Origin of the sequence: Arthrobacter pascens, from assembly GCF_030815585.1 — a bacterium.
GTDB classification, from domain to species: Bacteria; Actinomycetota; Actinomycetes; order Actinomycetales; family Micrococcaceae; genus Arthrobacter; species Arthrobacter pascens_A.
In genome coordinates, this window is the sequence record NZ_JAUSWY010000001.1 from 576,840 (window position 1) to 596,719 (window position 19,880).

At 65.3% G+C, this 19,880-nt stretch carries 19 protein-coding genes; 14 read left to right on the forward strand and 5 right to left on the reverse strand.

The annotated features are described in order from the left end of the window. From QFZ30_RS02710 to QFZ30_RS02725, 4 genes are all read left to right on the forward strand, one after another. Positions 1–2,067 carry a bifunctional aldolase/short-chain dehydrogenase gene (locus tag QFZ30_RS02710; protein WP_373462803.1) on the forward strand — a complete coding sequence of 689 codons (2,067 nt, stop codon included), beginning with the start codon at positions 1–3 and terminating at the stop codon, positions 2,065–2,067. Further along, positions 2,064–3,560: a rhamnulokinase gene (locus tag QFZ30_RS02715; protein WP_307073238.1), complete on the forward strand. Its 1,497-nt coding sequence runs from the start codon at positions 2,064–2,066 to the stop codon at positions 3,558–3,560. The genes QFZ30_RS02710 and QFZ30_RS02715 overlap by 4 nt, the downstream gene beginning before the upstream one ends. Positions 3,561–3,742: 182 nt before the next feature. Next, entirely contained in the window at positions 3,743–6,355 is a 2,613-nt protein-coding gene (locus tag QFZ30_RS02720) for a glycosyl hydrolase family 95 catalytic domain-containing protein (protein WP_307073239.1), read from the forward strand. A 74-nt stretch (positions 6,356–6,429) separates the two neighbouring features. Then, positions 6,430–7,449 carry an acetylxylan esterase gene (locus QFZ30_RS02725; protein ID WP_307073241.1) on the forward strand — a complete coding sequence of 340 codons (1,020 nt, stop codon included), beginning with the start codon at positions 6,430–6,432 and terminating at the stop codon, positions 7,447–7,449. Here the strand turns inward: QFZ30_RS02725 and QFZ30_RS02730 are convergent. Beyond that, on the reverse strand, positions 7,439–7,906 hold the full coding sequence (locus tag QFZ30_RS02730; RefSeq protein WP_307073243.1) for a GyrI-like domain-containing protein: 468 nt from the start codon (positions 7,904–7,906) through the stop codon (positions 7,439–7,441). The genes QFZ30_RS02725 and QFZ30_RS02730 overlap by 11 nt on opposite strands. Before the next feature lie 421 nt (positions 7,907–8,327). Between QFZ30_RS02730 and QFZ30_RS02735 the strand changes: the two genes are divergently transcribed. The 3 genes from QFZ30_RS02735 to QFZ30_RS02745 all read left to right on the forward strand — a co-directional run bounded on the left by QFZ30_RS02735 (position 8,328) and on the right by QFZ30_RS02745 (position 10,120). Next, entirely contained in the window at positions 8,328–9,461 is a 1,134-nt protein-coding gene (locus QFZ30_RS02735) for a 3-deoxy-7-phosphoheptulonate synthase (RefSeq protein ID WP_307073245.1), read from the forward strand. A 142-nt stretch (positions 9,462–9,603) separates the two neighbouring features. Continuing rightward, positions 9,604–9,816 (forward strand): helix-turn-helix domain-containing protein, encoded by a 213-nt coding sequence (locus tag QFZ30_RS02740; RefSeq protein ID WP_018761777.1) that lies wholly within the window; start codon positions 9,604–9,606, stop codon positions 9,814–9,816. A 205-nt stretch (positions 9,817–10,021) separates the two neighbouring features. Further along, positions 10,022–10,120 carry a 30S ribosomal protein bS22 gene (locus QFZ30_RS02745; RefSeq protein ID WP_003792170.1) on the forward strand — a complete coding sequence of 33 codons (99 nt, stop codon included), beginning with the start codon at positions 10,022–10,024 and terminating at the stop codon, positions 10,118–10,120. Between the two features lie 70 nt (positions 10,121–10,190). Here QFZ30_RS02745 and QFZ30_RS02750 read toward each other — a convergent pair whose 3' ends face one another. Beyond that, on the reverse strand, positions 10,191–11,009 hold the full coding sequence (locus QFZ30_RS02750; protein ID WP_307073248.1) for an HAD family hydrolase: 819 nt from the start codon (positions 11,007–11,009) through the stop codon (positions 10,191–10,193). Between the two features lie 88 nt (positions 11,010–11,097). On the opposite strand from QFZ30_RS02750, the gene QFZ30_RS02755 reads away from it, so the two are divergent. Both QFZ30_RS02755 and QFZ30_RS02760 read left to right on the forward strand, forming a co-directional pair. Next, positions 11,098–11,352, forward strand: coding sequence for a glutaredoxin family protein (locus QFZ30_RS02755; RefSeq protein WP_307073250.1), 255 nt, complete (start codon positions 11,098–11,100; stop codon positions 11,350–11,352). Positions 11,353–11,442: 90 nt separating this feature from the next. Further along, positions 11,443–12,147 (forward strand): redox-sensing transcriptional repressor Rex, encoded by a 705-nt coding sequence (locus tag QFZ30_RS02760; protein ID WP_307073252.1) that lies wholly within the window; start codon positions 11,443–11,445, stop codon positions 12,145–12,147. 90 nt (positions 12,148–12,237) lie between these two features. Here QFZ30_RS02760 and QFZ30_RS02765 read toward each other — a convergent pair whose 3' ends face one another. From QFZ30_RS02765 to QFZ30_RS02775, 3 genes are all read right to left on the reverse strand, one after another. Further along, on the reverse strand, positions 12,238–13,047 hold the full coding sequence (locus tag QFZ30_RS02765) for a hypothetical protein (RefSeq protein WP_307073254.1): 810 nt from the start codon (positions 13,045–13,047) through the stop codon (positions 12,238–12,240). Positions 13,048–13,289: 242 nt separating this feature from the next. Next, a complete protein-coding gene (locus tag QFZ30_RS02770) occupies positions 13,290–13,976 on the reverse strand; it encodes a hypothetical protein (RefSeq protein WP_307073257.1) in 687 nt (228 codons plus the stop codon). A gap of 191 nt (positions 13,977–14,167) precedes the next feature. Further along, positions 14,168–14,716, reverse strand: a complete 549-nt coding sequence (locus tag QFZ30_RS02775) for a YceI family protein (RefSeq protein WP_307073259.1) — start codon at positions 14,714–14,716, stop codon at positions 14,168–14,170. Between the two features lie 198 nt (positions 14,717–14,914). Between QFZ30_RS02775 and QFZ30_RS02780 the strand changes: the two genes are divergently transcribed. From QFZ30_RS02780 to ccsB, 5 genes are read left to right on the forward strand one after another with little or no spacing between them, the layout of a single operon-like run. After that, positions 14,915–15,595, forward strand: coding sequence for a histidine phosphatase family protein (locus QFZ30_RS02780; RefSeq protein ID WP_307073261.1), 681 nt, complete (start codon positions 14,915–14,917; stop codon positions 15,593–15,595). A 3-nt stretch (positions 15,596–15,598) separates the two neighbouring features. Further along, complete coding sequence (locus tag QFZ30_RS02785; RefSeq protein ID WP_307073263.1) at positions 15,599–16,210, forward strand: TlpA family protein disulfide reductase; 612 nt, start codon at positions 15,599–15,601, stop codon at positions 16,208–16,210. A gap of 15 nt (positions 16,211–16,225) precedes the next feature. Next, entirely contained in the window at positions 16,226–16,981 is a 756-nt protein-coding gene (locus QFZ30_RS02790) for a cytochrome c biogenesis CcdA family protein (protein ID WP_307073264.1), read from the forward strand. Then, the gene (resB, locus tag QFZ30_RS02795) at positions 16,981–18,717 is read left to right on the forward strand and encodes a cytochrome c biogenesis protein ResB (protein ID WP_307073266.1); all 1,737 of its coding nucleotides are present in this window, start codon (positions 16,981–16,983) and stop codon (positions 18,715–18,717) included. The genes QFZ30_RS02790 and resB overlap by 1 nt, the downstream gene beginning before the upstream one ends. Further along, positions 18,717–19,835: a c-type cytochrome biogenesis protein CcsB gene (ccsB, locus tag QFZ30_RS02800; protein ID WP_307073268.1), complete on the forward strand. Its 1,119-nt coding sequence runs from the start codon at positions 18,717–18,719 to the stop codon at positions 19,833–19,835. Before resB ends, ccsB begins: the two co-directional genes overlap by 1 nt. The last annotated feature ends 45 nt before the right edge of the window (positions 19,836–19,880 follow it).

Genomic DNA, 19,880 nt, shown 5'->3' on the forward strand with positions numbered 1-19,880 from the left:
ATGAACATGCAGAACACAGACATGAAGAGCACAGGCAATAAGACTGTTGCGGAACTGATTTCCCGTTCCAACCGCCTCGGCGCTGACAAGCGGAACACCAACTTTGCCGGGGGCAACACCTCGGCCAAGGGCACGGAGCAAGACCCGGTCACGGGGGAGGATGTCCAGCTGTTGTGGGTCAAGGGCTCCGGCGGGGACCTGGGCACGCTGAAGGCTGAGAATCTCGCGGTGCTGCGCCTGGACCGGTTGAACGCGCTGAAGAACGTCTACCCGGGGGTTGAGCGGGAAGACGAGATGGTGGCCGCCTTTGATTACTGCCTGCACGGGAAGGGCGGCGCCGCGCCGTCGATTGACACCGCAATGCATGGCCTGGTGGACGCTGCGCATGTGGACCACCTGCACCCGGACTCCGGGATCGCCATCGCCACCGCGGTGGACGGGGAATCCCTGACTACCAAGATTTTCGGCAACAAGGTGGTGTGGGTGCCGTGGCGCCGCCCCGGGTTCCAGCTGGGCCTGGACATTGCCGCAATCAAGGACGCCAACCCGCAGGCCATCGGCACCATCCTGGGCGGCCACGGCATCACCGCCTGGGGCGCCACGTCCGAAGAAGCAGAGCAAAACTCGCTGTGGATCATCGAACAGGCCGAAAAATACATCGCGGACAACGGCAAGGCAGAGCCCTTCGGCGCCAAGCTGCCCGGCTATGGTGCGCTGCCGGAGGCGGAGCGGAAGGCCAAAGCCGCCGCGCTGGCACCGGTGATCCGTGGCCTCGCGTCCACGGACAAGCCGGTCCTGGGGCATTTCAGTGATGACGCCGTCGTCCTTGACTTCCTCGAAGCCGCCGAACATCCGCGCCTTGGCGCGCTGGGTACCTCGTGCCCGGACCATTTCCTGCGGACCAAGGTCAAGCCCCTCATTGTGGACCTTCCCGCCGATGCGTCCGTGGCGGACTCCATCGCCCGGCTGCAGGAGCTGCACGCGGACTACCGGGCGGACTACCAGGCCTACTATGGTCGCCACGCGGACCAGGACAGCCCCGCCTTGCGCGGCGCGGACCCGGCGATCGTCCTGGTCCCGGGGGTGGGCATGTTTTCCTTCGGCGCGAACAAGCAGACCGCCCGGGTTGCCGGCGAGTTCTACCTCAACGCCATCAACGTCATGCGCGGCGCCGAGGCGATCTCCAGCTACGCCCCGATCGAGGAATCCGAGAAATTCCGGATCGAGTACTGGGCCTTGGAGGAAGCCAAGCTGGCCCGCATGCCCAAGCCCAAATCCCACGCCACCCGCATCGCCTTGGTGACCGGAGCGGCGTCGGGGATCGGCAAGGCCATCGCCACCCGGTTGGCGTCCGACGGCGCATGCGTAGTGATTGCCGACCTGAACCTGGAGAACGCCCAGGCCGTCGCCACGGAACTGGGCGGGCCCGACGTCGCCATCGGTGTCCAGGCCGATGTCACCAACGAAGCGCAGATCGCGGCCGCCATCCAGGAAGCCGTGCTCGCGTTCGGCGGGCTGGACCTGGTGGTCAACAACGCTGGCCTTTCGATCTCCAAGCCGCTGCTGGAGACCACCGAAAAGGACTGGGACCTCCAGCACAATGTCATGGCCAAGGGCTCCTTCCTGGTGTCCAAGGCCGCTGCGAAGGTCATGATCGACCAGGGCCTGGGCGGGGACATCATCTACATCTCCTCAAAGAACTCGGTGTTCGCCGGTCCGAACAACATCGCGTACTCGGCCACCAAGGCCGACCAGGCACACCAGGTCCGGCTGCTCGCTGCCGAACTCGGTGAGCACGGGATCCGCGTCAACGGGATTAACCCCGACGGCGTGGTCCGCGGCTCCGGCATCTTCGCCGGCGGCTGGGGCGCCAAGCGCGCCGCGGTCTACGGCGTGGACGAGGAGAAGCTGGGCGAGTACTACGCCCAGCGCACCCTGCTCAAGCGCGAAGTCCTGCCCGAGCACGTGGCCAACGCCGCCGCCGTCCTCACCAGCAACGAACTGTCCCACACCACCGGCCTGCACATCCCCGTGGACGCCGGTGTGGCCGCAGCCTTCCTGCGATGAACACAACGGCACACCATGCAAAGGAAAGTGCCGGCGGCGGTACGCCCGCCCGCGGTGTTTTTGCCGCCGTCGATATCGGCGCCTCCTCCGGCCGGGTGATCCTCGGCCGGATCAAGGACGGTCCCGGCAAGGACCGGCGCGTCGAGCTCGAGGTGGTGCACCGCTTTCCCAACGGGGTAGTGGAGCTCGACGGCGGCCTCCGCTGGGATTTCGACGCCCTGTTCGATGAGGTGCTCGCGGGCCTGTCGGCTGCAGCCACCGTAGCCGCTGTCCAGGACGAGGAAATCACCAGCATCGGGATCGACACCTGGGCGGTGGACTACGGTCTGGTCAATGCCGCCGGGGAGCTGGTGGCCCAACCGTTCAGCTACCGCGATGACCGCAACCACGCCGCCGTCGCCCCTGTCCACCAGAAGCTGGACCCGGCCCGGCTATATGCCACCACCGGGCTGCAGTTCCTGCAGTTCAACACGGTCTACCAGCTGGCCACCGAGCGGGCATTGAACGGCGTGCAGGCGCTGCTCATCCCGGACCTCATCGCCTTCCTGCTCACCGGCATCCGGCGCACCGAAGCGACCAACGCCTCCACCACCGGGCTGTTTGATGCCGTGGCGGGGGAGTGGGCCACCGGGTTCCTGACTGCGCTGGGCCTGCCCAGGAAGCTGTTCCCGCCCCTGATCCAGCCGGGCGATACGGTGGGCACGCTGCTGCCGGAGATCGCTGCCCGCGTGGGACTTCCGGCCAGCACCAAGGTGGTGGCTGTCGGATCGCACGACACAGCGTCCGCCGTCGCCGCCGTGCCCGCACAGGAAGAGAACTTCGCCTACATCTCCTCCGGAACGTGGTCCCTGGTTGGTCTCGAGCTCCGGCACCCGGTGCTCACCGATGCCAGCCGGGAGGCGAACTTCACCAACGAACGCGGCGTGGATGGCACTATCCGCTACCTGCGCAACATGGGCGGGCTCTGGTTGCTCAGCGAATGCCAGCGGACCTGGGCAGCGGAAGGATTCACCACGGAACTCACGGCGCTGCTCACGGCCGCCGCGGCCCTGCCTCCGGGCGGGCCGAAGATCAACCCGGATGATTCCTACTTCATCGCCCCCGACAACATGCCTGAACGGATCCGGGCCGCGGTGCGAGGGACAGGGGAGCTGCTCGCGGATGACCCCGCGGCTATCACCCGCTGCATCATGGACAGCCTGGCTGCCGGCTACGCCAAAGCCATCACGGCGGCGGAGCGCCTCGCGGACCATTCCGTAGACGTGGTGCACGTGGTGGGCGGCGGCTCGCAGAACGGGCTCCTCTGCCAGCTCACAGCGGATGCCACCGGCAAACGAGTGGTGGCAGGACCGGTCGAGGCCACTGCCCTGGGCAACGTCCTGGTGCAAGCCAGGGCCGCCGGCCAGGTCAGCGGCGGCCTGGCGGAGTTGCGGAGCCTGGCGGGCGGCAGCAGCGCGTTGCAGCACTTCACACCGGCGCTTTCCCGGCTCTAAGTTTGCCCGATAGGTCGGACCATTCCAGTCCCCACCTTGGCGCGAACTGGCAGGTAATGCCCTCAATCCTCCGCAATGAGGGCATTATCTGCCAGTTCGCGCAACAGGAGCTGGGTGGGTAAGGGGATCCGGCGCTCTTAGACCCTGTAATCATCCGATGTTTTCCCCTAGGATTTAGTCCCATGCGTGCAGAACACACTCTCGTCTACGATGCCCCGGCCGCCGATTGGCTTGAAGCCCTGCCGCTGGGGAACGGACGCTTGGGGGCCATGGTGTTTGGCGGCCGGCCGCTCGCCGGGGACTCAGCTCCTGTTGGCACGCTGGAGCACCGGTTCCAGCTCAATGACGGCTCCGCCTGGTCCGGCTCGCCACACAGCGAGGCCCTCGAACCGGTCTTCAGCCGGGAGCGGGCGGACCGGATCCTTGCCACCAGCCGCCGGCAGATCAGCGCAGGCCACTTTACGGCCGCACACGAAACGCTGAAGGAACTCCAGCACCGCCACTCGCAGTCATATCTGCCGTTTGCTGACCTGTTCCTGACGGTGGCCCATTCGGATGTGCCCGGATCTGCTCCAGAGACAGACACGCACACCGGCAACCCGCCCAAGGCCTACCGCCGCACCCTTGACCTCACCCGCGCCGTCAACTCCACGACCTACCAGGTGGACGGCCACACGGTCCGGGTGGACGCCTTCGCGAGCCACGATCCCTCCGTCATGGTCATCTCGGTGGAAACGGACGCGCCCGGCGGCCTTGACCTCGCCCTCCGCCTGGACTCGCAGCTGCGGATCCTCCGCCGTTCCAGCAGCCCGGTGCTGGCGGCCCTGGAACTGAAGATGCCCTCCGACGTCGCTCCTTCCCACGACGGCGGCCTGGTGCAGTACTCGGACGACGATGCCCTCAGTCTCCAAGGGGCCGTTGTGGTCGCATGGAAGCACAACGGCACCGCCGCAGTTGCAGACAGTGCCGCACTTGCAGGCAACACAGACGACGACGGCCTGGCCGCCACAGGCGTCCGGCACGCCGTCATTTACGTGACCACAGAGACAACCTTTATGGGTCTGGGCCAGCAACCGGAGGGCACGGCATCAGACGCTGTCGCCGCAGCACGCGAAACCCTCGACGCCGCCATGGCGGCCGGGCGTGGCGCACTCCTGGCCCGCCATGAGGACAGCCATGGGCGGCTCTATGACAGCTCCCGTATCAGCCTGGACGTGCCGGCGTGGACAGGGACCAACACGGGCCACCGCCTGCGGGCCGCCAATGCGCATCCGGACGGACCGCTTGCCGCCGACCCCGGGCTGGCGGCGCTGCTGTTCAACTACGGCCGGTACCTGCTGATTTCCAGTTCGCGGACCGGGCCGCCCGGCTCACGGAAAGGCACTGCCTGGCGAGGCACGCCAGCGAACCTGCAGGGCATCTGGAACGACAAACTGCCAGCTCCCTGGAGCTCCAACTTCACCACCAACATCAACCTGGAGATGAACTATTGGGGTGCGGAGCCAACGGGCCTTGCCGAATGCGCGGAGCCGCTGTTCGCGCTTATCGAAGCACTGCAAGAGACCGGCGCCGCCACGGCGCAGGAGTATTACGGCGCCCGCGGCTGGGCGGTGCACCACAACTCGGACATCTGGGGCTACAGCAAGCCAGTAGGGGATGGAACCCATTCGCCGGAATGGTCCTTCTGGCCCATGGCCGGTCTGTGGCTGGTCCGGCATCTGTGGGAACACCTTCGGTTCTCTGATCCGGCCGGCAGCGGACGGGCCGACGCCTCTGCCGATGCCGTTGCCGTTGCCGGGACAGCGGGCTTTGCGCGGGAGGCCGCCTGGCCTGCCATCCGGGGCGCCGCGGAATTGGCCCTGGACCTGATGATGGAATTCCCGGACGGAACTTTGGGCACCAGCCCGTCCACCTCGCCGGAGAACAACTTCGCCGTAGGGAGCGCCGGCCCGGACCAGCCAGGCAGCCCTGCAGCCGCGGCCCTGTCCTCCACCCTGGACCTCACGTTGATCAATGACGTGTTCCGGATGTTGTGCTCCCTCGCGGAGGAGCTGGGCATGGAAGAGGACTCCGTGGTGGCCGAGGCCCGGGCAGCTCTGCCGCGGCTTCCGGAGCCCATGCCCGGCCGGAACGGCAGGCTCCGCGAATGGCTGGCAGATCCGGAGGAGTGGGAGCCGGAGCACCGCCACGTGAGTCACCTCTATCTGGCCTACCCCGGCGACACCCCGCTGAGCCCCGGGCTCGAGGCCGCAGTCAGCGCCAGCCTGGACGGCCGCGGCGACGACTCCACCGGGTGGTCCCTGGCATGGAAGATCCTGCTCCGGGCGCGGCTCCGCCAGCCGGGGAAAGTCAGCGACCTGTTCCGGCTCTATTTCCGGGACATGACCACTGACCGCGGCGGCCACGGCGGGGGCCTGTACCCCAACCTCTTCGGCGCGCACCCTCCGTTCCAGATCGACGGCAACTTTGGCTTTGTGGCGGGCCTCGCGGAGTGTCTGCTGCAAAGCCACCGGACACAGGGCAGCCTGCAGGAGATTGAACTGCTGCCGGCGCTGCCGGTTGAACTGTCCGACGGCGCCGCCAGCCGCCTGCGCGCACGTCCGGGCGTTGAAGTGGACCTGGAGTGGAGGGACGGCCTGCTGACGGCGGCGACGCTCACCTCGCCGCTGCAGCGGCGGGTCCTCGTCCGTTACGGCGCGCGCGTCCAGGAAGTTCATCTGGAGCCCCGGCAGGCAACAGTTCTGAACGTGGCTTCATTCGAGGGCTCATTCGACGGTGCAGCCCTGCCCTCGTGACATAGGATCGCCAACAGTCCCCGTACCCCGCCAACCCACCAACGTTCAAGAAACCGACAGAACCGGACAGCCCGATGCCCCTCTTTGACCTTCCCCTTGGCCAGCTCCGAGGCTACACATCCAGCATCACGCAGCCGGCCGACTTCCAGGCCTTCTGGGACTCGACCATAGATGAGGCCCGGACGTTTCCCCTCGCTGCAACTTTCGAGCCCGTGGAGAACTACCTGTCGGTCATCGACACCTTCGACGTCACGTTCGCCGGCTTCGGCGGGTCCCCGATCAAGGGCTGGCTGCACCTCCCGGCGAACCGTCCGGCCGGAACCCGGCTCCCCGTCGTCGTGAATTATGTGGGCTATTCAGGAGGGCGCGGACTGGTCAACCAGGACACCAAATGGGCGCAGGCGGGCTACGCGCACTTCATCATGGACACCCGCGGCCAAGGCTACGGCGGGACGCTTGGGGAGACGGCGGACCCGCACCCGACCGCCGGGGAGGTGGCCCACGCGGGGCTGATGACCAGGGGAGCAGGGAGCCGTGAGGACTACTACTACCGCAGAGTCTACGTGGACGCCTTCCGTGCGGTGGAAGCGGCCCAGGCGCACCCGGAGGTGGATGCTTCGCGGGTGGTGTTGGCCGGAGTCAGCCAGGGTGGCGGCATAGTGGTGGCGGTCGCGGGGCTGGTTGCCGGACGGCTCGACGGCGTCATCGCCGCGCTGCCGGACGTCCCGTTCCTGCAGGACTTTCCCCGCGCCATCGACATCACGCCGCGGGGCCCGTATCCGGAGATTGCGGCCTTTCTGGGCCGGCACCGGGACCGGTACGAGCCCATGCTCGCCGTGCTGAACTATTTCGACGGCGTCAACCTGGCCCGGGCGGCCACGGTTCCGGCACTGTATTCGGCGGCGCAGATGGACGACATCTGCCCGCCCTCGACCGTGTTCGCCAGCTTCAACGCCTACGGTTCCGGGACCGCCGGAACGTCGGGCACCGGGGCGGCCAAGGAGATCGAGGTGTACCGGTTCAACAACCACGAGGGCGGCCAGGAGCACCACTGGATCAAGCAGCTGCAGTTCCTGCGGAAGCTTATTGGGTAGCCGCTGCCTCCGTTAGCGGCTGCCGAATGATGGTCTTCAACTTTTCGGGAGCGGTTCGACGGGCATCACTGAGGTAGATCTCGTGGTGGGTTCCGGAGCGCACACAGCCGTGATCGGCGATGAAGTCATGCAGGCGCTCGATAACGGGCCCTTCTTCGGAATAGGGGCCGATATGAAGTACCTGTGCAGCCGGTCCCTCCCTGAAGTGTTCCAGGCGCATCCTGTCCATCGATGTCAGCTCGGGCTTCTTCCGCATGGCAGCTTCAGCCGCCTCCTGGAACAGCGTGGCCGTGACCGCCGCAGGCTGCATGATCATGAGGGTCCAATTCCAGTCCTGCTTGTTCGTGACCGAAAAGGTGGCCATGTCCTGCACCCACCACAGCCCCTCCAAGGGCATCACGCTGAAGTCGATTTCCTCCGGCGCCCGGCGGATCGCGAACTTTGCCGTGTACGCCACGGCATAAAGCGCCTGGACGGCAGCGGCATACCCGGGGGGCGGTGTTGGGATCGCCGTGGCCGTCGATCATCAGGAACGCCATCCCGGGCACGTCCACCATCGTCGGCTCGCGGGGAGCCGAATACAGGTGCTTCAGCTCCTTCTTGTAATCCACCTTCAGCAAATCAGCAGTCCTTCCCGCACAGCAGGGCCCAATGTGAAGCTCACGGTTTGCGAGCAGGCTAGCGCCCACGCTATGGTCTTGGCTATGACTAACCGTTGGTATGCGTATTTTTCGTTGGCTCTGGAGGGGCCCGCGTCTAACTGACACGCATCCAACTTTCCTTCAGAGCTAACAGGGCAGAGATCATTCTCTGCCCTTCGCCATTTCTCCGGCGGGTTCTGATCTGGGCCCGCTTCCCATCTGGAACAGGACCCGAACATGAGCACAGCACCAGCCGCCACCGCCGGCACATCCACGCCACAAGCCGGTAAATCCACATCCAACCTGCGCGTCAGCGAATTCACGGCATTGCCCACGCCCCAGGAGCTCATTGGCGAGCTGCCGCTGGATGCCCGGGTGACGGACGTCGTCGAGCGGGGGAGGGATGAAGTCCGCGCCATCATGGACGGTGTGGATGACCGGCTGCTGGTCATTGTGGGCCCATGCTCCATCCACGATCCGAAGGCCGGACTGGAATACGCCCGCCGGCTGGTGAGCCAGGCGGAGAAGCACAAGGAAGACCTGCTGATTGTCATGCGGGCCTACTTCGAGAAGCCGCGCACCACCGTGGGCTGGAAGGGCCTGATCAACGATCCACGCTTGGACGGCAGCCACGACATGGCCACCGGGCTCAGCGCCGCCCGGCAGTTCCTGCACCAGATCACCTCACTGGGGCTGCCCACGGCCACCGAATTCCTGGAACCCATCAGCCCCCAGTACATGGCTGACCTGATCTCCTGGGGCGCCATCGGGGCACGCACCACCGAAAGCCAGATCCACCGTCAGCTCGCGTCCGGCCTGTCCATGCCGATCGGGTTCAAGAACGGCACCGACGGCGACCTGCAGATCGCCATCGACGCCTGCGGTGCCGCCGGTGCTGCCCAGGCGTTCCTGGGGATCGACGGCGACGGGCGGGCAGCGCTCGTGGCCACCGCCGGCAACCCGGACACCCACGTCATCCTCCGCGGCGGACGCAAGGGACCCAACTACTCGGCTGCCGACGTCGAAGCCGCCTCCGCAAGGCTTGCAGCGAAGCAGCTCAACACTCGGCTCATCGTGGACGCAAGCCACGCCAACAGCGGGAAGAGCCATCACCGTCAGGCCGAGGTGGCACTGGAAATCGGAGCCCAGCTCGAGGACGGCGGCCAGGCCGCGCAGGCCATTGCGGGCGTAATGCTGGAGAGCTTCCTGGTGGGTGGCGCCCAGAACCTGGACGTGGCCGAGCACGCAGCGGGCCGGTCGGAGCTTGTTTACGGCCAGAGCGTCACGGACGCCTGCATGGACTGGGACGTGTCGGTATCCGTGCTGAACCAGCTGGCGGCGTCGGCACGGAAGCGCCGTGCGGCGAAATGATTACCCGGATGGCTTTCACAATAGCCCCAAGAACCTCTAGAGTATCTAGCACATGGTTGGTGGATGGCTCAGCATCGGCACACCGCAATGGCATAAACCTGGGGTCCGTGTTGTCCATCCGTCAGCAAAGGAATAAAGGCAAATGTCCGCAGAACAGAACTTCTCGAACGCGAAGTTCCTGACCGTGGCCGAAGTGGCCGAGGTCATGCGCGTCTCCAAAATGACCGTGTACCGCCTTGTCCATTCCGGCGAAATGCCCGCGGTGCGCTTTGGCCGCTCGTACCGGGTACCGGAAAACGCCGTCGAACAGTACCTCAAGGGTGCTGTAGTGGACGGCCACTCTGAGACCGCCTGAGGTGCCCAGCCGGTGAGTTCCGGCGGCGATTCACCGCTGTTTGGGACGCTCAGCGGGGGCCGGTCAGTGGGTGCTCCCGATAAGCGGTACCCTGTTAAGGAACGTTTTAGGTCATTGTAAGAATCTGTCAGTTGTTCAGTCTGTAGCTCTGTCCACGGACCATTTCCATCAGACAGGTACTGCATCTAGTTTGTAAGGAACTTTCGTGGGTTCAGTTATTAAGAAGCGTCGCAAGCGTATGGCCAAGAAGAAGCACCGCAAGTTGCTTCGTAAGACCCGTCACCAGCGCCGCAATAAGAAGTAGAGATACTTCGAACTGCGTGAAATGCCCGTTGCCTCTCCGGCAGCGGGCATTTTTGTTTTGTCTGGCCGCCCTACACCCGGGGGCCGCGGATACGGGAGAACCCCCGCCAGAGGCCGTACACCGCGCCTCCTGCGGTCGCCGCCTTGAGCCCCAAGGTGGCTGCACGGCGGCCTGAACGGAAATCGTAGACCGGCCAGTTGTTGTCCCGGGCGTGGCGGCGGAGCCTGGAGTCGGGATTGATGGCCACGGGGTGTCCCACCAGGGTGAGCAGCGGGATGTCGTTGTAGGAATCGCTGTAGGCCCAGCAACGTTTGAGGTCCAGGCCTTCGGCGTCTGCGATGCCCTGGACGGCCACTGCTTTCGCGGAGCCGTGCAGGATGTCGCCCACCAGCCGTCCGGTATACATGCCGTCGGCAACTTCGCCCACGGTACCCAGGGCTCCGGTCAGGCCAAGGCGGGTGGAGATCACGGTGGCTACCTCGATGGGAGTGGCTGTGACCAGCCAGACCCGCCGGCCCACTCGGAGGTGCTGCTGCGCCAGGGCCCTTGCCCCGGGCCAGATCCTGGACGCGATCATTTCGTCATAGACCTCTTCGCCAAGGGCCTTGATGTCCTCCACGGTGATGCCGGCGGCGAGGGTAAGGGCGGAATCGCGGACAGCGTGGACATCGTCCATGTTTTCGCCGCGCGCCACGAACTTGAACTGCTTCCAGGCAAATCCTGCGGCCTGCGCGAAGGTAAACGCGCCGCGCTGGTGCATCTTGCGTGCCACGTGGAAGAGGCTGGCGCCCCTCATCAGGGTGTTGTCTACGTCGAAGAACGCCGCCTCGCCGGGCTGGGGTGCCGCAACCGGATGGGTGACCACAGCGACGTACTTCTCCTCGGGCATGTCCCCGAGTCTAGTCAATCCACGGGCCGCCGCGGTCCGCGTCGCCGTGCGCCGCGCGGTCCGCCCCAAAGGGCGATACGGTTTAACCATGGCTAAACCGCAGGTTGTCCTGATCACCAAAGCAGACTGTCACCTGTGCGCAGACGCGCGCGACGCCGTCGGGCGGGTTACTGCCTCGCTGGGACTTGAGTGGACGGAACAGTTGGTGGATCACCTGCCGGAGCTGCGCGAACGCTATGCCGAAGAAATACCGGTGGTGCTGGTGGACGGTGTCCAGCGTGATTTCTGGAAGATAGATGAGATCCGGCTGGAGCGGGTCCTCCAGCGGGCCATGGCTCAGTAGGAGTGCGGTTGCACACAATGGCACCGGCTTTGTTGGCATCAGTGATCGGGCTCTAGAGTGGAGTCACGACGCGACGCGATGGAGGGGATAGTGACTTCGCTGGATTCATCTCCCCAGGCCGTGCCGGGTGTCCCGCAGGACAAGGGCGCGGCTGCCAAGCAGATTCCGCCCGCGGCCGTAGCCCGGCTGACCCTCTATCTGCGCGCCCTGAACACCATGCTTGCAGAGGGTGTGGAAAGGGTCTCCTCGGAATCCCTGGCTGAGGCCTCCGGCGTAAGCTCGGCGACGCTCCGCAAAGACCTCTCGCATGTGGGCTCCTACGGCACCCGCGGCGTGGGGTACGAGGTGCAGTACCTCAGCCGTCACATTGCCGCGGCACTTGGACTCACGCATGACTGGAAAGTCGCGATTGTCGGCGCCGGCAATCTGGGCAAGGCCCTGGCACGCTACGGCGGCTTTGAATCCCGGGGCTTCGACGTGGTGGCCATTTTCGACGCCGACCAGATGGTGGTGGGGAACGAGGTTGGCTGGCTCCGGGTCAGCGACGTGGCCGACCTCGAGACAGTGCTGGAGCGGACAGGTGCCAACATGGTGGTGCTCGCCCTGCCAGCCGCGGTGGCCCAGGCTGTGTGCGACCGGGTGGTGGCGGCAGGCGTCCACAGCATCCTCAGCTTCGCGCCCGTGATGCTCCAGGTTCCTGATGGCGTCAACCTCCGGAAGGTGGACATGGCCACCGAACTACAGATTCTGGCCTACCACGCACAACGGGCGCAGACCCCGGGCCAGACCGCCTAGATTGCGCCGGCGGGAGGCGGGATCCACGCCCGTCAGGGGTGGTCGCTGCGTTCACCGGTCCTGTTTCAGTGCCGGTGGGCGCTGCGTCGGCTAGCGGCCGTAGGGGCTGCCCGGCTGGCCGTAAGGGTTGGCGAACGGCTGCTGCTTTTGAAAATAGGGTGCGTTGGCTGGCAAATACAGGAGAACTATTCCTGCTACGCCCAGCAGGATCACGAGGATCTGCATGATGCCGTAGACCGGGCCGAGCGAGAAGACGCCTCCGAAGAGACCCAGAACTGAGATGGCCGCAAAAACCGTGCCAAGAATCCGGGCCCAGTTCTTGCCCTTCCGGACAGGAAAAGCGACCAGGGCGTAAAGGCCGAGGGAAATGATCGCCCCGATGATGCCGCCCACCATCAAGACGCCCTGCATCGCATCCGCTGATCCGGCGGGCAACTCCTGCCCTTGACCTTGGGCCTGCTGCTCCAGCATCTGCAGGAAGGAATCGCCGCCGGTAAAGGCCAGTATGAGGGAGCTGACGGCTGACAGGATTCCCGCAGCCACGATCAGCTTGAAGGCAAGGTCTACCTGCGGGGGGATTCCCGAAGTGCCCGGCGCCTGCGGCTGCTGCGACGGATACTGCGCGTAGGGTGACTGCCCGTACGGCTGTTGTCCGTAGGGTTGCTGCTGCCCGTAGGCCGGGGCCTGTGGCGGGTTCTGCCCATACTGCGGTGCAGCCGGGCTCTGTTCGCCGTACTGCGGGGCATTCTGGCCGTACTGCGGGGCATTCTGCCCGTACTGCGGTGCCGGGGGCGTGGGCTGGCCAAACTGAGGGGCGTTCTCGCCGTAACGCGGAGCCGGCGGCTGGCCTCCGGACTCCGGCTCGTTCGGGGTGGGAGGCTGGACAGGGGGAGTGCTCATGAGCGGTCCTTTGCATGTCGAGGTTTGGATCGGCTGCCGGGATCGGTCACTGGCCCTGCCCCCAGCGTGGCTTAAGTCCACCGTACTCCCGGGCAGGCCCCCAGCGGGTCATTCCGGAGAGGTATTCCGGACTCAAATTTGCGCCCGCTGCGCACGCAAACCCTCGGACGCTGGGAAGGCCGCAGCCGGCGGTAGTGATGCCGGCTGCGGCCTTCGAGGGGAAGTGTATGCGGTGGCTGGGGCTAGACGCGGCCCTTGGCGGCTGCAAACCATGCCTGTGAGTTTGGCAGCCACATCAGCACGGTGGCTGCAAGGCTGATGACGAAGCCAAACCAGCTGCCGCCCTGGTCCAGCATGCTGCCGTTGATCACGGCCAGCACCAGCGAGATTGCGGCTACCACGGTAAGGGCCAGGCGGGCCCATTCCTTGCCCTCCTTCATCTTCATGGCAAGGATGATCTGTGCGACGCCCAAGGCCAGGGCCACGAGCACCAGCACGAGCACCAGCACGGCTATGCCAGGGGCCACTGTGAAGAGCACCAGCGATCCGAACAGGCCGAGGACGCCGCCCAGCACGCCCAGGAGACCGCCGATGAGCCAGATCCAGTAGGAAACCTTTAGTTCGGTGGGTAACCCGGTGACGGAAAACATGCCGGAGAAGCCGCCGCTGGGCATCACGTCGTTGAAGTTCTTGGGGCCGTCGGTTGGCATCTCGAAGTGGAACCCGCCTGACTGGCCCGGCTGACCGTACGGCTGGCCCTGTGAGGGCTGCGCTTGGCCGGACGGCGGATAGGCCTGGGCGGGTGCCTGGTATCCGGGTGGTGGTGGCTGGTAACCCTGCGACGGCTCGGAGCCGGCGGGAGGAACGTTGCTGGCAGGCGGCTGGGCACCCGGCTGCTGTGGCTGCGGTACTTCACTAGGGTTGCTCATGGCTCTCACTGTAGACCGCGTGTCCTTTGATATCTATGAGAACCGAGGCGAAATCCAGTGGAACGGCCGGGGTTTTTCCATACGGTGGATTCTCCGCCGTGAAGAACTGGAGATGGCCCGCTTAAACATGGCGCCCCGGCCGTTCGGACTCCAGAGGAATCCGCGGCCGGGGCGCAGTCAGGAAGGCGGATTTATGCCGCGGGTGCGATGAACGCCAGTTCCAGGTTGATGGCAACCTTGTCGCTGACCAGCACGCCGCCGGCTTCCAGTACGGCGTTCCACGTCAGGCCGAAGTCCTTGCGGCTGATGGTGGTCTCAGCGGTCACACCGGCGCGGGTGTAGCCGAACGGATCCACGGCCACACCGTTGAACTCGGTCTCCAGGGAGACGGGACGGGTGACGCCCTTGATGGTGAGGTCGCCCGTCAGCTCATAGCTGTTGCCCTTGGCCACCAGGCCGTTGGACACGAACGAGATTTCCGGGAACTTCTCTACATCAAAGAAGTCTTCGCCTCGGACGTGGCCGTCGCGGTTGACGTCGCCGGAGTCGAAGCTGGCGGTCTGGATGGTGGCGCTGATCGTGGAGTCGGCAACGTTTTCAGCGAGGTCCAAGGTTGCTGCTGCATCCTTGAACTGGCCGCGGACCTTGCTGATGCCTGCGTGGCGGACGGTGAATCCGATTTCACTGTGGGATGTGTCGAGGGTCCAGGTGCCGGTGGTGACGTCTGCGGGAAGTGCCATGGTGAATCTCCTTGGGAGTGTGTCGGGTATACGGAAGGTTGACGCTTCATTTGTTGAACTATCAACTAACTGCTGCATCCAGTATAAACATGCATTTGCATGTTTTGTTCCCGCCTCCGGAACATTTCTCAAAAAACTTCGGTTCTACTGGATGTAGAAGATTTCGGATAGCACGCCATCTTTGAGAAACTGGTAAACATGCCCCAAGCCACTGTCCATCTGCTCCGCCACGGCGAGGTCCACAATCCCGACGGCGTCCTGTACGGCAGGCTGCCCGAATTCCACCTCTCCGCACTGGGCCGGCAGATGGCGCAGACCCTTGCCGAGCACTTCCGGCAGCGCGCCGCACAGGGTGCCAGGATCGTCTACCTTGCAGCGTCACCGCTGGTCCGGGCGCAGGAGACGGCCGTGCCCACGGCTGAGGCCCTGCACCTTGAGATCCACACGGATGAGCGAATTATCGAGGCTGAGAACTACTTCGAAGGCATGAAGGTCAGCAAGGCCGAGCTGCGCAAGCCCAAGCACTGGCCCCGGATGGTCAACCCGCTCAGGCCGTCCTGGGGCGAGCCGTACAAGGAACAGGCGGCCCGGGTCAGGGCCGCAGTCCAGGACGCTCGGCTCCGTGCCATTGAGCTTGCCGGCGATGACTACGGAATGGAGGGGCCGGAGGCCATCATGGTCAGCCACCAGCTTCCCATCTGGGCCACGCGGCTGAGCGCCGAGGGCAGGCCCCTGTGGCATGACCCGCGCAAACGCGAGTGTACGCTGACGTCCATTACCTCCCTGGTGTTTGACGACGACGGTACGCTCCTGCGTGTTGAGTACAGTGAGCCCGCTGCCGCCCTTCTGCCCGGTGCTGCCAGCACCCCCGGAGCCTAAGCCATGGCCACCAACCCGGTCACCTCCCGCCGCAGCGTACTCGCCGCCGGCGGCGCTGCACTGACTGCCCTCACCCTGGGACTCTCGGCGTGCGCGCAGGAGGATGCACTCGCCAAGCAGGCCAAAGCCGGTGACAACAAGAACTATGTTGCCGGGGACGGCTCGGTAACCGAGTTTGCCGCTGCGGACCGGAAGTCCGCCGTCGGGATCAGCGGCACACTCTTCAACGGCACCGCCGTGACCCCCGCCGATTTCCAGGGCAAAGTGACGGTGTTGAACTTCTGGTTCGCCGCGTGTGCTCCGTGCCGCGTTGAGGCTCCGCAGCTGGAAGCCCTGCACCAGGAGTTCAAGGACAAGGGCGTGCAGTTCCTCGGCGTCAACCTCCGCGACGAAAAAGCCACTGCCGAGGCCTTCGACAAGACGTTCAACCTGACATATCCCAGCTTTGACGACAAGGATGGCGGCGTGCTCCTTGCCGTGTCCGGTCTGGTGCCGCCGGGAGCAGTTCCCACCACACTGGTCCTGGACAAGCAGGGCAGGGTTGCCTCCCGCGTCCTGGGCGAAGTCCAGAAGGGCACGCTCAAAGCCCTCATCACCGCCGCAGTGGCAGAGTAGCGGCGGCCCCGGACCGTGAACAGCCCCTTCGCCGAAGCCATCCTGAACGGCTCGCTCCTCCTCGCCATTCCGGTGGCACTCCTGGCCGGACTTGTGTCCTTCCTGTCGCCCTGTGTGCTCCCGCTGGTACCGGGCTACCTGGGCTACGTCACGGGACTGAGCGGCGTGGACCTACAAAAGCAGAAGCGCGGCCGGATGCTCGCGGGCATCGGGCTGTTCGTGCTCGGTTTCTCGGTGATCTTTGTGCTGTTGGGCGGTGCATTCGGGCAGCTCGGCGCGCTGATCTCAGGTTCCCAGAACGCCTGGATCACCCAGCTCCTGGGGGTTCTGGTGATCATCATGGGCGTGGTGTTCATGGGCGGCTTCGGCTGGCTGCAGCGCGATGCCAAGATCCATGCCAAGCCGCCTGCCGGCCTGTGGGGCGCCCCGCTGCTGGGCATGACGTTCGGGCTGGGCTGGGCGCCGTGCATCGGCCCCACCTATTCCGCGGTCCAACTCCTGAGCCTGTCCGGTGGTTCCTCCGCCGCAAAGGGCGCTTTGCTGGCCTTTGTCTACAGCCTGGGCCTGGGCATCCCGTTCCTGCTGATTGCGCTCGCTGTGCGCCGCGGCATGGGCGTGATGACATTCTTCCGGCAGCACCGCCTGGCCATCCAGCGGACCGGTGGAGGAATCCTGATTGTGCTGGGCTTGCTGATGGCCAGCGGCGTCTGGGGCACCTGGGTCACCGGGCTGCAGTACTGGTTCCAAACCGATGTGAAGTTGCCGATCTGATGAGCGAGCGAGTGAACGTAAAGAAGAAGTCCCCGGCCCCAGTGGCCGCAGCCAAGGCGGAAGCCGCCCTGCCCGCCCTGGGGCCGGTGGGGATGCTCCGCTGGGCCTGGACCCAGCTGACCAGCATGCGGACGGCGCTGTTCCTGCTCCTGTTGCTGGCCGTTGCGGCCGTGCCCGGCTCGCTGTTCCCGCAGCGGCCGGCCAACCCGTCGCTCGTGACCCAGTACATCAAGGACAACCCTGACTACGGCCAGCTGCTGGACACCCTGCAGCTGTACGACGTCTACTCGTCCGCCTGGTTCTCGGCCATCTACATCCTGCTGTTCATCTCCTTGATTGGCTGTGTGGTTCCCCGCGCCATCGCGCACTACAGGGCCATGCGCTCGCAGCCGCCGCGGACCCCCAAGCGGCTCTCCCGACTTCCCGAATACGGCACACTGGTGGTTCCCTCGGAAGCCGGCATCCCGGCGTCGGACGCCATCCGCGGTGCCGCCGGGCTGCTCAGGAAGCGCGGCTACCGGGTTGAGGTGAGGGACGACGACGGCGCGCGGCCGTCTTTGGGAGCCGAGCGCGGCTTTATGAAGGAAGTGGGGAACCTGGTGTTCCACACGTCACTGATCGGCGTGCTGGTGTCCGTAGCAGTCGGCGGACTGTTCGGCTACAGTGGCCAGCGCATCCTGGTGGAGGGCGACACCTTCGTCAACACGCTGGTGGGGTATGACCAGTTCACGCCGGGCACCAACTTCCAGAGCAGCCAGCTGCAGCCGTACTCCATCAAGCTAAACAAGTTCGATGTCACGTTCGACCGCGAATCGAAGGGCAAGGTCGGCCAGCCCATCGATTTCACCGCCGACGTCACCACCAAGGAAACGCCTGGCTCACCGGCCAAGCAGGAAATCCTCAAGGTCAACGAGCCCGTGACCCTGGGCGGCACCAGCATCTACCTCACCGGCAACGGCTACGCGCCGCTGGTCACCGTCCGTGACGGCGCGGGGGATGTGGCCTTCCAGGGCCCCGTCATTGGCAAGCTGCAGGGCAACAACAACTACTACAGCTCCGTCGTGATCAAGGCCCCCGACGCCAAGCCCGAACAGCTCGGCTTCGCCGGCTTCTTCCTCCCCACCGCCGTCGAAACCGCGGAAGGGGTTTCCTTCAGCGGGGATCCCGAACTGTTCAACCCGCAGCTCAACCTGAACTCCTACTACGGCGACCTCGGGCTGGACGATGGCTCACCGCAGAACGTCTTCGATCTGGACGTCAAAGACCTGACACCGCTGAACGCACGCAACCTGGATGCCGGCGGCATTATCCTGGCGCCAGGCGGCAGCTACACCCTGCCGGACGGCAAGGGCAGCATCAGCTTCGACGGCGTCAAGAAGTACGTGGGCGTGGACATCCACCACAACCCCGGCCAGCTGTATGCCCTGATCTTCGGGTTGCTGGCGGTGGCCGGGCTCATCCTGTCGCTCTACATCAACCGCCGCCGGGTGTGGGTCCGCGCCGGAATCCACGAGGACGGCCGCACCATGGTGGAATACGGCCTCCTTGCCCGCGGCGAGGACCACCGGCTGGCCACGGAAGCGGCCGCGATCCGGACACTCTTGTCGGAGGAATGGCAACTGCCTGACGACGACGCCGTGGCTGCCCCCCAGCAAACTCCCAGCCGCCAGGACGATAATGGCGCAGATTCCGTCACCACCCCCACCAGCCCCGCCGGGCCGAAAAAGGACAAGTAATGCCCTTCGCCATCAACGAAACCATGGGCCAGTACAGCGAGCTTTTTATGCTGCTCGCCGCCGGCACCTACACCGTGGCCTTCATTGCCTTCGCCTGGGACCTGGCGAAGAGTAGCAAGGCGCTGCGCGCCGTTGACCTCAAGGCGGCCGTTGCTGCGCAGGAAAGCAAGGTGCCCGTAGCAGCCGGTGTACGCTCCGCGGCGTCAGCAGGTTCGGTTGCCCTGGCGGACCGGACCGAGTCGCATCTGGCCGGACCCGTGGGACGGGCCGAGCGGCCGTCGTCGTCCGCCTCGCAGCAGGCCGGCTCTGTGTCCGCCGACGGACGGACGGCCGACGGCGACATGCGCTACGCGGCAGAACGCCGCGTTCCTGCCCGCGTCGCCGTGGCACTGACGGTGCTCGGTGCGGCGATCCACGCCGCAGGCGTGATTACCCGGGCACTGGGCTCCGGGCGCGTGCCGTGGGGCAACATGTACGAATTCCTCACCACAGGTGCCTTCGTCGTCACGGCCGTGTTCCTCCTGGTGCTGATCCGCCGCGACCTCCGCTTCCTGGGCACTTTTGTCGTGGGCCTGGTGATCATCATGCTCGTGGCTGCTTCGGTGGCGTTCTGGACGCCGGTGGGCCACCTTGTTCCGGCACTGCAGAGCTACTGGCTGATCATCCATGTCTCCATAGCGGTGCTGTCATCTGCCCTGTTCACCCTGACGTTTGCCATGTCAGCCCTGCAACTGGTCCAGACGCACCGGCAGAAGACCGTGCACGCCGGCGGGGCGGACAAACTGGGCTTCATGCGGCTGGTGCCTTCTGCGCTGAGCCTGGAAAACCTGTCCTACCGGATCAATGCCATAGCGTTTATCGGCTGGACGTTCACCCTGATGTTTGGCGCGATCTGGGCAGAAAAGGCTTGGGGCCGCTTCTGGGGCTGGGACACCAAGGAAGTGTGGACCTTCGTCATCTGGGTGGTCTACGCAGGCTACCTGCACGCCCGGGCCACGCGCGGCTGGACGGGCACCCGTGCCGCTTGGCTGTCGATCGTCGGCTACCTGTGCGTCGTCTTCAACTTCACCATCGTCAACCAATTCTTTAATGGGCTGCACTCGTACTCAGGCCTCTGAGCAGGGCTTTCTCTGGTATTCCTCCCCGGGTCGGGGCTAACATCA

Coding starts and splice junctions, on each gene's coding strand:
- QFZ30_RS02710 (WP_373462803.1), top strand. CDS start 1: ATGAACATGCAGAACACAGACATGAAGAGCACAGGCAATAAGACTGTT.
- QFZ30_RS02715 (WP_307073238.1), top strand. CDS start 2,064: ATGAACACAACGGCACACCATGCAAAGGAAAGTGCCGGCGGCGGTACG.
- QFZ30_RS02720 (WP_307073239.1), top strand. CDS start 3,743: ATGCGTGCAGAACACACTCTCGTCTACGATGCCCCGGCCGCCGATTGG.
- QFZ30_RS02725 (WP_307073241.1), top strand. CDS start 6,430: ATGCCCCTCTTTGACCTTCCCCTTGGCCAGCTCCGAGGCTACACATCC.
- QFZ30_RS02735 (WP_307073245.1), top strand. CDS start 8,328: ATGAGCACAGCACCAGCCGCCACCGCCGGCACATCCACGCCACAAGCC.
- QFZ30_RS02740 (WP_018761777.1), top strand. CDS start 9,604: ATGTCCGCAGAACAGAACTTCTCGAACGCGAAGTTCCTGACCGTGGCC.
- QFZ30_RS02750 (WP_307073248.1), bottom strand. CDS start 11,009: ATGCCCGAGGAGAAGTACGTCGCTGTGGTCACCCATCCGGTTGCGGCA.
- QFZ30_RS02755 (WP_307073250.1), top strand. CDS start 11,098: ATGGCTAAACCGCAGGTTGTCCTGATCACCAAAGCAGACTGTCACCTG.
- QFZ30_RS02765 (WP_307073254.1), bottom strand. CDS start 13,047: ATGAGCACTCCCCCTGTCCAGCCTCCCACCCCGAACGAGCCGGAGTCC.
- QFZ30_RS02770 (WP_307073257.1), bottom strand. CDS start 13,976: ATGAGCAACCCTAGTGAAGTACCGCAGCCACAGCAGCCGGGTGCCCAG.
- QFZ30_RS02775 (WP_307073259.1), bottom strand. CDS start 14,716: ATGGCACTTCCCGCAGACGTCACCACCGGCACCTGGACCCTCGACACA.
- QFZ30_RS02780 (WP_307073261.1), top strand. CDS start 14,915: ATGCCCCAAGCCACTGTCCATCTGCTCCGCCACGGCGAGGTCCACAAT.
- QFZ30_RS02785 (WP_307073263.1), top strand. CDS start 15,599: ATGGCCACCAACCCGGTCACCTCCCGCCGCAGCGTACTCGCCGCCGGC.
- resB (WP_307073266.1), top strand. CDS start 16,981: ATGAGCGAGCGAGTGAACGTAAAGAAGAAGTCCCCGGCCCCAGTGGCC.
- ccsB (WP_307073268.1), top strand. CDS start 18,717: ATGCCCTTCGCCATCAACGAAACCATGGGCCAGTACAGCGAGCTTTTT.